Source organism: Pseudomonas sp. IT-P2, from assembly GCF_949767575.1.
Lineage (GTDB): Bacteria > Pseudomonadota > Gammaproteobacteria > Pseudomonadales > Pseudomonadaceae > Aquipseudomonas > Aquipseudomonas pharyngis.
On record NZ_CATKQA010000048.1, the window covers coordinates 163028 to 175564 of the forward strand.

Here is a 12537-nt window from a genome sequence, read left to right on the forward strand (position 1 = left end):
TCAGCGGCTGGCGCGTTTCCAGAAGGACCGCGCCAGCCACGCATCGACGCTCAACTTGCCGGCCCCGGCAAACACCAGCGGTATCAGCGCAGCCAAATAAATCGCCGGCAGCTTGAAGTTGCCGAAGCCCTTGTTGGTGATCGCATAACCCTGGGCCAGTTCACTCAACGATGACCAGTCCGCCGGCCAGTGCACGGCAGCGGTGGCGACCACGGTCACGACGATCAGAGAAATCGCCGAAATCCGCGTGCCGAATCCGATCAGGATCGCCAGCGCGCAGATCAGCTCGGCCCACATCGACAGTTCCCAGTTCAGCGTGGCCGGCAAGTGGTCGAAGGGAAACGGAAACCGCTCCTGAATGTCTTCGAACCAGTTCTGGCCGTTGAATTTCTCCAGCCCCGATTCGAAAAATTCCCAGGCGATGAACAGGCGCAAGGTCAGCGGCGCGAGCCACTGGCCGGCGCGGTCGAGGTTCCAGTGCAGGCCTTTGACGGCCGACGAGAGAGCTGTGGTCATGGGAAGGCTCCATTCATTCGAAAGAAAACGGGGCACCAACGTGCCCCGTGAAAAGGGTTACTCGCCGGCGCCACACTTGCCTTCGCCGCATTTGCCTTCCGAGGTTTTTTCCGCCGAGTCGGCCTTGGCCTGGGTCTGGCTGTAGCCGTGATCCAGTTGCTTGACGGTGAACGCTTCGGAAGCCGAAGCGGCGTTGGACAGGGCCAGGCCACCGGCAAGCAGCAGGCCCAGAGTCAGGGAGGTTTTCGAGAGCTTGGTCATGGTGAATCTCCGATGCGATAGGTGAGTTCAAAGGCTTGATCGGGGTTGCCGATCGACAGGTTCATTTGAACGCCGGGCTGTATCGGTGATGTGTCGCGAAGGGCCGGATTTGTGGGCGGGATGTGTCGGGCGTCGGGCCGTACACACTGCGATACACCGCGCCGGTGTGATTCGATTGCCGGGCGCAGCGTCTAGCCACCGTGTCCCCGCAATCCCATGGGGCGAGACTTCGAGACCCGGCATGCAAGCGCTGTTGAACGAGATCCTTGACGCTGTCCGGCCCCTGATCGGGCAGGGCAAGGTGGCTGACTACATTCCCGCCCTCGGCACCGTGCCGGCCAATCAGCTGGGCATCGCCGTGTATGGCAACGACGGCGAGATGTATTGCGCCGGCGACGCCGAGACGCCGTTCTCGGTGCAAAGTATTTCCAAGGTATTCAGCCTGGTGCAGGCCATCGAACATTCTGGCGAGGCCATCTGGGAGCGTCTGGGCCATGAGCCGTCCGGCCAGCCGTTCAACTCGCTGGTGCAGCTGGAGTTCGAACGCGGCCGTCCGCGCAATCCGTTCATCAATGCCGGGGCGCTGGTGATCTGCGACATCAACCAGTCACGCTTTGCCGCACCGGCCTTGTCGATGCGCGACTTCGTGCGGCGGCTGTCGGGCAACCCGCAGGTGATGGTTGACGGCAAGGTCGCTGACTCCGAATACCAGCACCGCGCGCGCAACGCGGCGATGGCGTACCTGATGCAATCCTTCGGCAATTTCCACAACGACGTTGAAGCGGTGCTGCGCAGCTACTTCAGCCACTGCGCGTTGCGCATGAACTGCATCGATCTGGCCCGGGCGTTCTGCTTCCTGGCCAACGACGGTTTCTGCAAGCACAGCGGTGAGCAGATTCTTACTCGCCGCCAGACCCAGCAAGTCAACTCGATCATGGCCACCAGCGGCCTGTACGACGAGGCGGGCAACTTCGCCTACCGCGTTGGTCTGCCGGGCAAGAGCGGCGTCGGTGGCGGCATCGTCGCGGTGGTGCCGGGGCAGTTCACGGTGTGCGTGTGGTCGCCTGAGTTGAACACGGCGGGCAATTCGCTGGCGGGGATGGCGGCGCTGGAAATGCTCAGTTCGCGGATTGGCTGGTCGGTGTTCTGAGCCCGTGTTGCGTTGAGGGAGGCCAACCTATACATTTTCCGGCCGCCCTCAATATGGTGAATCCGCTCAATGTCTCTCGCGCTCGAACGTCTCGTCGCTGGCACGCCTATCCCTTTCGCCGGTAACCGCGTCACCGTGGTCAGCCCCGAACTGGCCGAGCGTTTCCGACCCGGCGACCATCTGCTGGTGGAGCAGGTGAGCGGCGAGCTGTTGCTGATTCCGGTGGTGGATCAGCAGGCTGCATCGGTGGCGATCGAGCGTGCAGCGGCGGCGTTTTCCGCGTTGTCCGCGGTGTCGGACGAGGCCATCAGCCGCTTCTTCGATCTGTTTGCCCAACGTCTGGAAAACCCGGACGCCTGGGCGCTGATCGAAACCGCCAACCTCGCCGACATCGAGCGGGCCAAGGCTCGCAGTCGTTCCACTACCCGGTTGCTCGCTGACGAGCGCATGCGCCGCGACATGATCGCCGGCCTGCGCGCCTGGCGTGATGCGCCGGCCACCCGTGGCAAGGTGATCAGCAGCGTCGAACATGACGGCTGGAAGGTCGAGCAAGTGGTGTCGCCCCTGGGCATCGTCGCATTCGTATTTGAAGGCCGGCCAAACGTCTTCGCTGACGCCGCTGGTGTACTGCGCACCGGCAACACTGCCGTGCTGCGGATTGGCAGCGATGCGCTGGGCACCGCGCAAGCCATCGTCACCCACGCCCTGAACCCGGCGTTGGCCGATGCCGGTCTGCCGGCGGGTGCGGTGTCGCTGGTGGAGAGCGTCAACCACGCCGCCGGTTGGGCGATGTTCGCCGACCGGCGTCTGTCGCTGGCGGTGGCCCGTGGTTCGGGCCGTGCGGTCAGCCAGTTGGGCAGCATCGCCCAGCAGGCCGGCACCGCCGTCAGCCTGCACGGCACCGGTGGCGCGTGGCTGATTGCTGATCGCGATGCCGACGCCAAACGCTTCGCCGCGGTGGTACGCAACTCGCTGGACCGCAAAGTCTGCAACACTTTGAACGTCTGCCTGATCCAGCGCGACCGTGCCGCCGAACTGGTGCCGCTGTTCCTCGACGCCTTGCAGCAGGCCGGCACCGCGCGTGGTCAGGGCTGCAAATTGCACATCGCCGAAGGCAGCGAAAGCTACCTGCCGAGCGACTGGCAGAACGCGACGGTCGAGGTCTATCGCGCCGAGGGTTACCAGACCGAGGCCCTGGCCGAGCCGCTGCCCGAAGATCAACTGGGCCGCGAGTGGGAATGGGAAGAAACCCCGGAAACCAGCCTGATGATCGTCGACGATCTGGATCAGGCCATCGCGCTGTTCAATCGCTACAGCCCGCAGTTCACCGTGTCGCTGATCAGCGAAGACGCGGCGGTTCAGGAGCGTTTCTACAGTGCGGTCAACGCGCCGTTCGTGGGCAACGGGATCACCCGTTGGGTCGATGGCCAGTACGCGCTGAACAAGCCGGAACTGGGTCTTTCGAACTGGGAAAGCGGTCGGTTGTTTGCTCGCAGCGCGATTCTCTCCGGCGACGGTGTGTTCACCGTGCGCAGCCGCATGACGCAAATCGATCTGGGCGTAAAACGCTGAACAGAACAACGCCGCGCCCGTCGCAATGACGGGCGCGGCGTTGTGTTTTCAAGCCGCATCGACTGCCTGGCCGTACACCGCGCACGTCGACGGTTGCTCGGCCAGCGAGACGAAGGTGCGGCGGTCGGCACTCAGGGCGTCGATCGAGCCGGTCTCGATGTCGTACACCCAGCCGTGCAGATTCAGCAGGCCTTTCTCCTGGGCCAGGCGCACGCTCGGGTGAGTCTGGATGTTCGCCAGTTGCGCGATCACGTTTTCCCGCACCATCGAACTCAGCCTGGCGGCGTCATTGGCGTGTGGCCGCGATTCGTTGACCACTTTCGCCGACTCGGCGTGTTGCAGCCAGCCGCTGACGGCGGGCAGGTGATCCATGCATTTGCACTGGGCGATGGCGGTCATGGCGCCGCAATCGGAGTGGCCGCAGATCACGATGTCGGTTACGCCGAGCACGGCCACCGCGTATTCCACCGTCGCCGAAACCCCGCCCGGATGCGGACTGTAGGACGGCACGATATTGCCGGCGTTGCGGATCACGAACAGCTCGCCGGGTTCCTGCTGGGTCAGCAGTTCCGGAACGACGCGGCTGTCGGAGCAAGTGATGAACAGCGTGCCCGGGGTTTGGGTAGTCGCCAGGTGTTTGAACAGCTCGGTGCGTTGCGGAAACGCTTCGTTCTGGAATTTCAGGAAGCCTTCGATCAGGTTTTTCATGGTGTGTCCTCTCAGTTCGAACAGCCGGTGCCGAATTCGCTGTATTGAAGAATGTGTTTTGCGCCGTGGCTGTCGAGGTAAGTCATCTCGACTGGCACTACGCCGCAGACGTCGGCGACCGGGGTGATGCTCACGACCTGCGCGATGTCCAGCGACATGCCGTAGCGGTAGGCGACGGCCTCTTCATCAGCCTGGGCCTGGGCGGCGAGGCCGGCGAGCAGGGCCAGGGTCAACAGAATTTTTTGCATGGGGCAGCCTCCAGGCAGATGTGGTGACGACTTGGCAATTCAGGTTTGCAGGGGCCCGCACGCGGGGTGCGGGCCCGGAGGGATCAGAACGGACGCAGCGGGAGGAACTTGCCGTCGAGGGTGACTACGGCGCGGGAGCCGCCTTCAGGGTCTTCGACTTTCTTGATGTCGAGCTTGAAGTTGATCGCGCTGATGATGCCGTCGCCGAACTGCTCGTGAACCAGCGCCTTCAGGGTGGTGCCGTAGATCTGGATCATCTCGTGGAAGCGGTAGATGGTCGGGTCGGTCGGCACACCGTCGAGGCTGCCGCGCAGCGGGATGATTTGCAGGGCGGCGACGTCTTCGGCGCTCAGCTCAAGCTTGTCGCCGACCACTTCGGCCGCGGCTTTTGGCAGTGGATGCTGGCCGAGGAGGGCGGCGGTGACGTAGGCCAGGCTCAGGCCGGTGCCGTCGGCCAGATCCTGCCACGACAGGTTTTTCTGAGCCTTGGCATCCAGGGCGCGGGTGGTCAGGGCGATGCGGCTGTCGTTGTAGGCTTGGGATTGCATGGTGCTTCTCCTTTCGGGGTTGGCTTGCTGTGTGGATTCATCTTCTGCCGATTGATCCATAGCGTCCAAGACCGATATACAATGCTAGGCATAAGTACTGCCTATAGGTGGAGCGTTCCATGCTGCTGCGACATTTGCGATACCTGCTGGCCGTGGCCGATCACGGCGGTTTCACCCGGGCGGCCGAGGCGCTGCACGTGTCGCAGCCGACCCTGTCGCAACAGATCCGCCAACTGGAAGAAAGCCTCGGTGTGGATCTGTTTGATCGCACCTCGCGCTCGGTCAAACCCACTGACGCCGGACAGGCCTATATCGAATGCGCGCGACGGGTACTGGTGGAGCTGGAGGCGGGCAAGCGCGCATTGCATGACGTGAAGGATCTGTCCCGAGGCTCGCTGCGCCTGGCCATGACGCCGACGTTCATGGCATATCTGGTCGGGCCGTTGGTGCGTGATTACGTGGCGCGGTATCCGGGGATTCACCTGGAGATTTTCGAGTTGTCGATGGACGACATCGAGGCCGGGCTGGCGGATGACTCGCTGGATATCGCGATTGCCTTTAGTCCGGTGCGCAATCCGGACATCGAATGCATTCCGGCGTTTGTCGAGACGTTGGGGGTGATGGTCGGGCGTGAACATCCGTTGTATGCCAGTGCTTCTGTGCTGACGCCGGATGACATTGCGCAGCTGGATTTCGCCTTGCTGGCGCCTGACTTTTTCACGCGCCTGTCGATCGACGAATATTTCCGCCAGCACGGCATCACGCCCAAGGTGCAGATCGAGGTGAACTCGGTGAGTACGTTGCTGGAAGTGATCCGGCATGCGCCGATTGCGACCATGTTGCCGGAAGCGATTGCGACCGAGGACCGGGCACTGCGCCGCTTGCGTGTCGAGAGCGAGGCGCCGCAGCGGGGAGCGGCGTTATTGCGGCGCAAGAACAACTATCACAGTGCGGCGGCAGAGGCGTTCATGAAGCTGGTGCTGGAAACTCGTTCATGAGCTTTTTTGCGAGCAATAAAAAGAGCCTGCTTCGTTTTCGAAGCAGGCCCTTGTTTTATTGAAGTTTTAACTTAGCAGAACCGATCAATCACCCGAACTTCGTTCTTGTTCTGCATCGAGTCCCACGCCTGTTTCAGCGTTTGCAGAACATTACCGATGAAGTCCTTGTCGGCCGCGGCTTTCTTGCCGACATAGCCGTGGCCACGGCGGTACATCTTCAGGCGGGCCAGCAGGTTCTGGTTGTTCCGATCGAACTCTTCTTCACCAGCATGGGGCGACAGGCAGTCGATATGGACCTGACCCGACTTGCTGATCCACAGAATATGGCTGTCGTGGCTGTCTTTTTGCGCCGCGAACATACGAGCCAGTTCTTCGATAGTAGGTTGATTGTTCAGATTCATGATATTGCCCCTTGACCAGTCTGGTGATCTTTCAAAGTTGATTCGCTAATACAGGTAGCCCATCGGTTAGTTGATCCCTGGCACCGAAACCAGGACGTCAGCGGTCGCCCGTATGAAGTACGGGGTCATGCGTCTGTTGCATGTAGTCGTGTTGAATAACTGCTACGCAAAAGCGTCACAACGAGGAGAAGCAGCGAAAACCGGGAGGCTCCTTGACGACGTTTTCAGGGTCGACCACAAGCGTCTTGAGAATTTTCGCCAGCGCTTCTCGTCCTTGTACTGGACGTTCAGGCCAGGTCAGCTTCTTCAATCTGCCTTGTGGGCAGCGTGTATCCGGAAAAAACAGCTCGGCGGTCAGACGAGCTTGCTCAAGCGTGTTGCCAATGCTCCCGATCGGGGAGACGTCTGCATCATGCAAAAGCAAAACGATGCCGTCAACGGTTTTGTAGTGATTATTTTTGGTCACTACATATTGTCGGACAAAGTCATTCTGGAATGAAAAAAGAGGTCTTCAGACAGCGGGAGAAAGGCTGCGCAGGCAGTAGAACGTACAGGGATAGCCGTCCACGGTTTTGGTCTGGCGGGTAAAGTCGCCGCCGCTCAGCTCGGGGATGAGCCGGGCCCAGAACCGCTGTGCAGGCAGGTTGGCGTCGACATGGAAAATCTGCCATCGACCGGGCAAGTGGCTCAAGAGGGCAGAGGCGACAAACTGCGCGACGCCTTGGCCACGCCAGCGCCGGCTGACGAATAAATAGCCGATGTTGTAGTCGGTGCCTTCGATGAGGAGGTGGTCATCCACGGTCACGAATCCCGCCAGTTCACCGTCAACGTGGATCAGGAATGGCCGCGTCGCCGGCTGGCGCCAGTAATCGTCTTTCAACTGGATTGGGAAGAACCCATGCCCGCCGAGCTTCAGCGGCAGCCACTCGCTGAAATCATAGGTATAGAACTGCATCAGGTTTTCGAGGGTGTCCAGTTCGTCGCGCCGGGCGACGCGCAGTTCGATGACAGACATGCCGCTGCCTCCTGACCATCACTGTTGAAACAGTAGCGCGCAGCGGGCTATTTGGCCGCCGGTTTCGCCGAGCGTTTGCCGGTTCCGGTGGTTTTGCGCCGAGTGGTCTTGCGTTTGTTCTTCCATGGCGTAGCGGCCTTGCCGGCAGGTGGCGGGCCGCTGATGGTCAGGCTCAGCCCGGCGCAGCGGGTCACTTGCTTGCTCATCCACGCGGCCTGTTTGGTGACGAATTCCTCCAGACTCATTTCGCCGCTCTGCACCATGTCCAGCGCCTGCTCCCAGATCGCTGTGGTGCCGGGGTCGGCAATCGCCCGCGGCACGGCGTCGATCAGGCTGAAGGCGGCGGGCGTGGCGGACAGCGCCTTGCCGTTCTTCACCAGATAACCGCGATCCAGCAACCCTTGAATGATCGAGGCGCGGGTGGCCTCGGTGCCGATGCCGGTGGTGTCCTTGAGTTTCTGCTTGAGCAGCGGATCTTCCACCAGTTTGGCGACGTTCTTCATGGCCTTGATCAGGTCGCCTTCGGTGTAGGGCTTGGGCGGTTGCGTCCAAAGGTCCTTGAGCTTCACGTCCGCCACGGCGCACTCGGCGCCTTTGGTCAGTGTCGGTAGCGTCTGTGGCGCGGGGGCTTCACGTCCCCTGGCCGGGGCCAGCGCTTCGGGCAACGCGCGTTTCCAGCCCGGCTCGATGATCTGCTTGCCGACCGCGCGCAAGGCTTCCCCGGCGCAATCGAAATCGGCCTGGGTGCGGTCGTATTCGTGATTGGGCAGGAACTGCGCCAGATACCGCGCGCGAACCAGCGTGTAGACCGCGCGGTGCTTGCCGGTCAGACGCTCCAGGTTTTTCGCGGCAGCGGTCGGAATGATGCCGTGGTGGGCGCTGACCTTGGCGTCGTTCCAGGCGCGGGAGCGGCGCTGTGGCTCCAGATGCTCGCGCAGCGCTTCGAGGCTCGGGTCGGCCTGACGCAGCGCCGCAAGAATCCCTGGCGCCTCGCTGTGCTGGCTCAGGGGCAGGTAGCCGCAATCGCTGCGCGGGTAGGTGATGACTTTGTAGGTTTCGTAGAGAGCCTGGGCGATGTCGAGGGTCTCCTGGGCACCGAGGCCGAGCTTCTTCGAGCAGACTTCCTGCAAGGTGCCGAGGTCGAAGGGCAGGGGCGCCACTTCGCGCATGCGCTCGGTACGCAGTTTGACCACCCGGGCACTGGCAGCGCTGCCGATTGCGGCGGCCGCTTGCTGGGCGAGGGCCTGATTGAGGCAGCGATCCTGATCGTCACAGGCATCGCCCGGCGCCCGCCATTGCGCCGTGAACGGCGTGCCGTTGTGCAGCAGTTGCACATCGATGGCCCAATACGCGACCGGCACGAAATCGGCGATGCTGCGGTCGCGATCCACCACCAGCCGCAACGTCGGCGTCTGCACCCGGCCCACCGGCAGTACACCTTGATAGCCTGATTGCCGCCCGAGCAGGGTGAACAGGCGACTCATGTTCATCCCGATCAGCCAGTCCGCCCGGGAGCGCCCCAATGCCGAATGATACAGGCTGAAGGTTTCAGCGCCCGGTTTGAGCGCCGCCAGCGCCTTGCGAATCGAGGCTTCGTCCAGCGCCGACAGCCACAAGCGGCGGATCGGCCCGCGATAGCGGCAATGCTCCACCAGCTCCCGGGCGATCATTTCGCCCTCGCGGTCGGCGTCGGTGGCGATGATCAGTTCGCTGGCCTCGCCGAGCAGGCGCTTGACCGCCTTGTACTGGCTGGCGGTACGCGGCTTTACGGTCATTTTCCATTTGTCCGGGATGATCGGCAGGTCGGCCAGCACCCAGCGCTTGTATTTGGCGTCGTAGGCGTCCGGCGGCGCGGTTTCCAGCAAGTGGCCGATGCACCAGGTCACCGTGACGTCCGTTCCCAGCCAGCAGCCGTCGCCCCGACGCTTTGCGCCGAGCACGGCCGCAATGTCCTTGGCCTGGGAAGGTTTTTCACAGAGGTACAGCCGCATAACCACCGTCGTCGATCATTGCCCGAAGAGGCGCACAGGATGGCCTGACTCGGGCGAACGGGCAACTTTTATCTGTATGGATATACAGATAAAAAGATTGCCGGTCATGACAGCCGTCGCCAGGGTAATCCGGGACGCTATCGAGAAATTGATTAGCGCCCCCGTTGGCGGCTGTGGCAGGGTCAATCTGCCTGACAGGGCGAGTGACAGGACGATCTCGCCAGAAGATCGCCGCTTTTCTGTCTGACACTGACTTTTCAGAAACAAGGACGTACACCATGTCTCAACCTTCCTCCCAGGCCAGCAGCGCCTTCACCGCCGTAGACACCTTCAGCCACCTGTACGATCGCGGCACCGGTACCGTAAACGGCAAACCGTCGTTCACCGCCGACCAGGCCGCCGACGAAATCCTGCGCAAGGGCATGTCGTGGCAGGACAAGAATGCCGACGGCAAGATTGACCTGACCTACACCTTCCTGACCGACAAACCGTCCAACTACAACCCGAAACTCGGTAACTTCAGCGAGTTCAGCGCCCAGCAAAAAGCCCAGGCCGTGCTGGCGATGCAATCGTGGTCGGACGTGGCCAACGTGACCTTCACTGAAGGCAAGGGCGGTGACGGCCACATGACTTTCGGCAACTACGACGTCAGCACTGGCGGCGCGGCGTTTGCCTACCTGCCGCAGGGCAGCAGCTACGACGGTCAGTCGTGGTACCTGATCAACGATCAGTACCAGGTCAACAAGACCCCGGACACCAACAACTACGGGCGTCAGACCCTGACCCACGAAATCGGCCACACCCTCGGCCTGTCGCACCCGGGCGCCTACAACGCCGGCAACGGCAACCCGACCTACGGTGACGCCAAGTACGCCGAAGACACCCGTGGCTACAGCCTGATGAGCTACTGGAGCGAAGCCAACACCGACCAGAACTTCAGCAAGGACGGCAGCGGCGCCTACGCCTCGGCACCGTTGATGGACGACATCGTCGCCGTGCAGAAACTCTACGGCGCCAACTTCGAAACCCGTGCCGACAACACCGTGTACGGCTTCAACTCCAACGCTGATCGCGACTTCTACAGCGCCACCGAGAACACCTCCAAAGTGGTGTTCTCGGTGTGGGATGGCGGTGGTAACGACACCCTGGATTTCTCCGGCTTCAGCCAGAACCAGAAGATCAACCTCAATGAAGGCTCGTTCTCCGATGTCGGCGGTCTGGTGGGCAACGTGTCCATCGCTCACGGCGTGACCGTGGAAAACGCCATTGGCGGTTCGGGCAATGATTTGCTGATCGGCAACGCGGCGGCCAACGACCTGATCGGTGGCGCCGGTAACGACATCATTTACGGCGGTGGCGGCGGTGATTCGCTGTGGGGCGGTGAGGGCGCGGACACCTTCGTGTTCGGCGCGGTCAGTGACTCGACCTTGACCGCGCCGGACTGGATCATGGATTTCACCAGTGGCCTGGACAAGATCGACCTGTCGGGCATCGCCGGGTTCGCCACCGGCGCAGCCACGCTGAACTTCGTCAGCGGCTTCACCGGTCACGCGGGCGATGCGATCCTCACTTACTTCGAACAGACCAACCAGACCAGCCTGATGATCGACCTGACAGGCCAGGGTTCGGTGGATTTCGCCGTGGGTGTGGTGGGGCAGGCTGTGGCGACCGATATCGTCGCCTGATCTGAAAACGGAAAATCTGAAACGAAAAAACCGCAGTCCTTCGCAGGCTGCGGTTTTTTTGTTTTCGGACATCGCTCTACGACATTGAAATCGGTTACTGCTCGGTTTCGAGGATCGAAGCGGCGGATGTATTACGTACTCTGGCAAACCACCAGAGAGCCGCAACGCCCAGCAGCGTCGCCAGCACAGCCAGGATCAGGATCACACGTTGTGCCCCCAAAGGCGCGGCGAGCAGCGCAACAAGCAGTCCCGCGAGCGGTTGTGACAAGTTGTTGAGCAGGGTGATCACGCCCACGGTCTTGCCGAAGTCCTGAGGGGGAATGACTCGCTGGCGAATGCTGCGCATGTAAACGTTGAACATCTTGTCGAAGCCGACGATCAACAGAAAACCCAGCACATAACCCGCCAGGTTCGGGCTCAGAGCGCTGATGAAGGCGCCGGCGGCGAGCATCGAATAGGCAACGCCACCCAATACGCGCAACGGCAATACCACCCGGGCGAGGAAAAACAGAATCACGATGGTGGTCACCGCGCCAGCCGCTTGCAGCACGGCGTAGTCGTCCTTGCCGGCGCTGTATTGACCGAGCACCATGGCCGCCGAAGTGGCCAGGGTGACCCCGACAATCAGGTTGACCCCGATCGCCAGGGTGATGATCTTTTTCAGCTCCGCCAGTTCGCGGATATGCCTGAACGCGATGCGCAGAGGCTGCAGCCAGATGTCCTGATGCTGCTCAAACACCTCGAGGGTGATACGACTGAAACGTTGCCACACCAGCATGCTCAGGTCGGCCAGCAGGAACAGCCCGGCCACCCACAGCACCACCCAGTGCCAGGCCGAAACCTCCAGCAGCAATGCCGCCACCAAGGGTCCCAGAACCAGTCCGGTCTGGTCGGCTATCTGCGAGTAGGAAAGGGTTTTGGTGTAGCTGTAGTGCTGGAAAATATGCGGCATCAGCACTTCGCGGGCCATGATGCCCTGAGTAGTCAGCACGCCGCACAGCGCAGACAGCACCACAAGCCACGCGATACCGCCGAAGACGGCATAAAGCCCAACCGCCAACACACAGAGCAGCGCCCGGTAGACCTGACTGATATGCAGAATCCTGATGGGCGAGAACTTGTCGCACAGGGCCCCACACAGTGGAAACGCGAGAAAACGCGGCAGCGACTCGACGAAAAATGCGAGCCCCGCCCAGGACGCGCTGTTGGTGGTTTGGAACACCACCAGCGGCACGATGAACAACAGGATCTGATCCGCCAGCCGCGACAGGAACAGCGAGATGAAGAAAGCCAGGTAATCCTTACGCATGATGACTCCTGTCGGTGAGCGTTTTGGCCGTTTTGCGCGTGATATGAAACCAGAAACCGCCGCCTCCGCAAGCGGCGGTCATATCTGATCGAAGAAAAACCGTTCGGCTGCGAACCCGACGAGATTCCCCCGCAT

14 protein-coding genes are annotated in these 12537 nt (G+C 61.6%); 5 read left to right on the forward strand and 9 right to left on the reverse strand.

Annotation, left to right across the window (positions count from 1 at the left end; translation table 11 throughout):
- Positions 1-516, reverse strand: a complete 516-nt coding sequence (locus tag ACM6JM_RS28155) for a DoxX family protein (protein WP_414882834.1) — start codon at positions 514-516, stop codon at positions 1-3.
- Between the two features lie 57 nt (positions 517-573).
- Positions 574-777 carry a hypothetical protein gene (locus ACM6JM_RS28160; protein ID WP_074688746.1) on the reverse strand — a complete coding sequence of 68 codons (204 nt, stop codon included), beginning with the start codon at positions 775-777 and terminating at the stop codon, positions 574-576.
- Positions 778-1018: 241 nt separating this feature from the next.
- Here ACM6JM_RS28160 and glsB point away from each other — a divergent pair, with 241 nt between their 5' ends.
- Positions 1019-1927, forward strand: a complete 909-nt coding sequence (glsB, locus tag ACM6JM_RS28165; protein ID WP_011334745.1) for a glutaminase B — start codon at positions 1019-1021, stop codon at positions 1925-1927.
- 69 nt (positions 1928-1996) lie between these two features.
- On the forward strand, positions 1997-3499 hold the full coding sequence (locus ACM6JM_RS28170; protein ID WP_414882835.1) for an aldehyde dehydrogenase family protein: 1503 nt from the start codon (positions 1997-1999) through the stop codon (positions 3497-3499).
- A gap of 48 nt (positions 3500-3547) precedes the next feature.
- Here the strand turns inward: ACM6JM_RS28170 and ACM6JM_RS28175 are convergent, their stop codons facing one another.
- From ACM6JM_RS28175 to cynS, 3 genes are all read right to left on the reverse strand, one after another.
- Positions 3548-4207, reverse strand: a complete 660-nt coding sequence (locus tag ACM6JM_RS28175) for a carbonic anhydrase (protein WP_039767103.1) — start codon at positions 4205-4207, stop codon at positions 3548-3550.
- Between the two features lie 11 nt (positions 4208-4218).
- On the reverse strand, positions 4219-4455 hold the full coding sequence (locus ACM6JM_RS28180; RefSeq protein WP_064597472.1) for a DUF2790 domain-containing protein: 237 nt from the start codon (positions 4453-4455) through the stop codon (positions 4219-4221).
- 83 nt (positions 4456-4538) lie between these two features.
- The gene (cynS, locus tag ACM6JM_RS28185) at positions 4539-5003 is read right to left on the reverse strand and encodes a cyanase (protein WP_011334741.1); all 465 of its coding nucleotides are present in this window, start codon (positions 5001-5003) and stop codon (positions 4539-4541) included.
- Positions 5004-5122: 119 nt separating this feature from the next.
- Between cynS and cynR the strand changes: the two genes are divergently transcribed.
- On the forward strand, positions 5123-6001 hold the full coding sequence (gene cynR, locus ACM6JM_RS28190) for a transcriptional regulator CynR (RefSeq protein ID WP_210709834.1): 879 nt from the start codon (positions 5123-5125) through the stop codon (positions 5999-6001).
- Between the two features lie 71 nt (positions 6002-6072).
- Here the strand turns inward: cynR and ACM6JM_RS28195 are convergent, their stop codons facing one another.
- On the reverse strand, positions 6073-6402 hold the full coding sequence (locus ACM6JM_RS28195; protein WP_047293552.1) for a hypothetical protein: 330 nt from the start codon (positions 6400-6402) through the stop codon (positions 6073-6075).
- Between the two features lie 127 nt (positions 6403-6529).
- Between ACM6JM_RS28195 and ACM6JM_RS28200 the strand changes: the two genes are divergently transcribed.
- Entirely contained in the window at positions 6530-6901 is a 372-nt protein-coding gene (locus ACM6JM_RS28200; protein WP_134333907.1) for a hypothetical protein, read from the forward strand.
- 12 nt (positions 6902-6913) lie between these two features.
- Here ACM6JM_RS28200 and ACM6JM_RS28205 read toward each other — a convergent pair whose 3' ends face one another.
- Positions 6914-7417: a GNAT family N-acetyltransferase gene (locus tag ACM6JM_RS28205; RefSeq protein ID WP_163975690.1), complete on the reverse strand. Its 504-nt coding sequence runs from the start codon at positions 7415-7417 to the stop codon at positions 6914-6916.
- Positions 7418-7464: 47 nt separating this feature from the next.
- Entirely contained in the window at positions 7465-9408 is a 1944-nt protein-coding gene (locus ACM6JM_RS28210; RefSeq protein WP_414882837.1) for a DNA topoisomerase III, read from the reverse strand.
- A gap of 278 nt (positions 9409-9686) precedes the next feature.
- Here ACM6JM_RS28210 and ACM6JM_RS28215 point away from each other — a divergent pair, with 278 nt between their 5' ends.
- On the forward strand, positions 9687-11093 hold the full coding sequence (locus ACM6JM_RS28215) for a serralysin family metalloprotease (RefSeq protein ID WP_039767092.1): 1407 nt from the start codon (positions 9687-9689) through the stop codon (positions 11091-11093).
- Positions 11094-11187: 94 nt separating this feature from the next.
- Here the strand turns inward: ACM6JM_RS28215 and ACM6JM_RS28220 are convergent, their stop codons facing one another.
- Complete coding sequence (locus tag ACM6JM_RS28220) at positions 11188-12402, reverse strand: MFS transporter (RefSeq protein WP_039767090.1); 1215 nt, start codon at positions 12400-12402, stop codon at positions 11188-11190.
- Between the last annotated feature and the right edge of the window lie 135 nt (positions 12403-12537).

What these genes read in the sequence shown, in the direction of transcription:
- ACM6JM_RS28155 (WP_414882834.1), bottom strand. Translation starts at nt 516, where the DNA reads ATGACCACAGCTCTCTCGTCGGCCGTCAAAGGCCTGCACTGGAACCTC.
- ACM6JM_RS28160 (WP_074688746.1), bottom strand. Translation starts at nt 777, where the DNA reads ATGACCAAGCTCTCGAAAACCTCCCTGACTCTGGGCCTGCTGCTTGCC.
- glsB (WP_011334745.1), top strand. Translation starts at nt 1,019, where the DNA reads ATGCAAGCGCTGTTGAACGAGATCCTTGACGCTGTCCGGCCCCTGATC.
- ACM6JM_RS28170 (WP_414882835.1), top strand. Translation starts at nt 1,997, where the DNA reads ATGTCTCTCGCGCTCGAACGTCTCGTCGCTGGCACGCCTATCCCTTTC.
- ACM6JM_RS28175 (WP_039767103.1), bottom strand. Translation starts at nt 4,207, where the DNA reads ATGAAAAACCTGATCGAAGGCTTCCTGAAATTCCAGAACGAAGCGTTT.
- ACM6JM_RS28180 (WP_064597472.1), bottom strand. Translation starts at nt 4,455, where the DNA reads ATGCAAAAAATTCTGTTGACCCTGGCCCTGCTCGCCGGCCTCGCCGCC.
- cynS (WP_011334741.1), bottom strand. Translation starts at nt 5,003, where the DNA reads ATGCAATCCCAAGCCTACAACGACAGCCGCATCGCCCTGACCACCCGC.
- cynR (WP_210709834.1), top strand. Translation starts at nt 5,123, where the DNA reads ATGCTGCTGCGACATTTGCGATACCTGCTGGCCGTGGCCGATCACGGC.
- ACM6JM_RS28195 (WP_047293552.1), bottom strand. Translation starts at nt 6,402, where the DNA reads ATGAATCTGAACAATCAACCTACTATCGAAGAACTGGCTCGTATGTTC.
- ACM6JM_RS28200 (WP_134333907.1), top strand. Translation starts at nt 6,530, where the DNA reads ATGCGTCTGTTGCATGTAGTCGTGTTGAATAACTGCTACGCAAAAGCG.
- ACM6JM_RS28205 (WP_163975690.1), bottom strand. Translation starts at nt 7,417, where the DNA reads ATGTCTGTCATCGAACTGCGCGTCGCCCGGCGCGACGAACTGGACACC.
- ACM6JM_RS28210 (WP_414882837.1), bottom strand. Translation starts at nt 9,408, where the DNA reads ATGCGGCTGTACCTCTGTGAAAAACCTTCCCAGGCCAAGGACATTGCG.
- ACM6JM_RS28215 (WP_039767092.1), top strand. Translation starts at nt 9,687, where the DNA reads ATGTCTCAACCTTCCTCCCAGGCCAGCAGCGCCTTCACCGCCGTAGAC.
- ACM6JM_RS28220 (WP_039767090.1), bottom strand. Translation starts at nt 12,402, where the DNA reads ATGCGTAAGGATTACCTGGCTTTCTTCATCTCGCTGTTCCTGTCGCGG.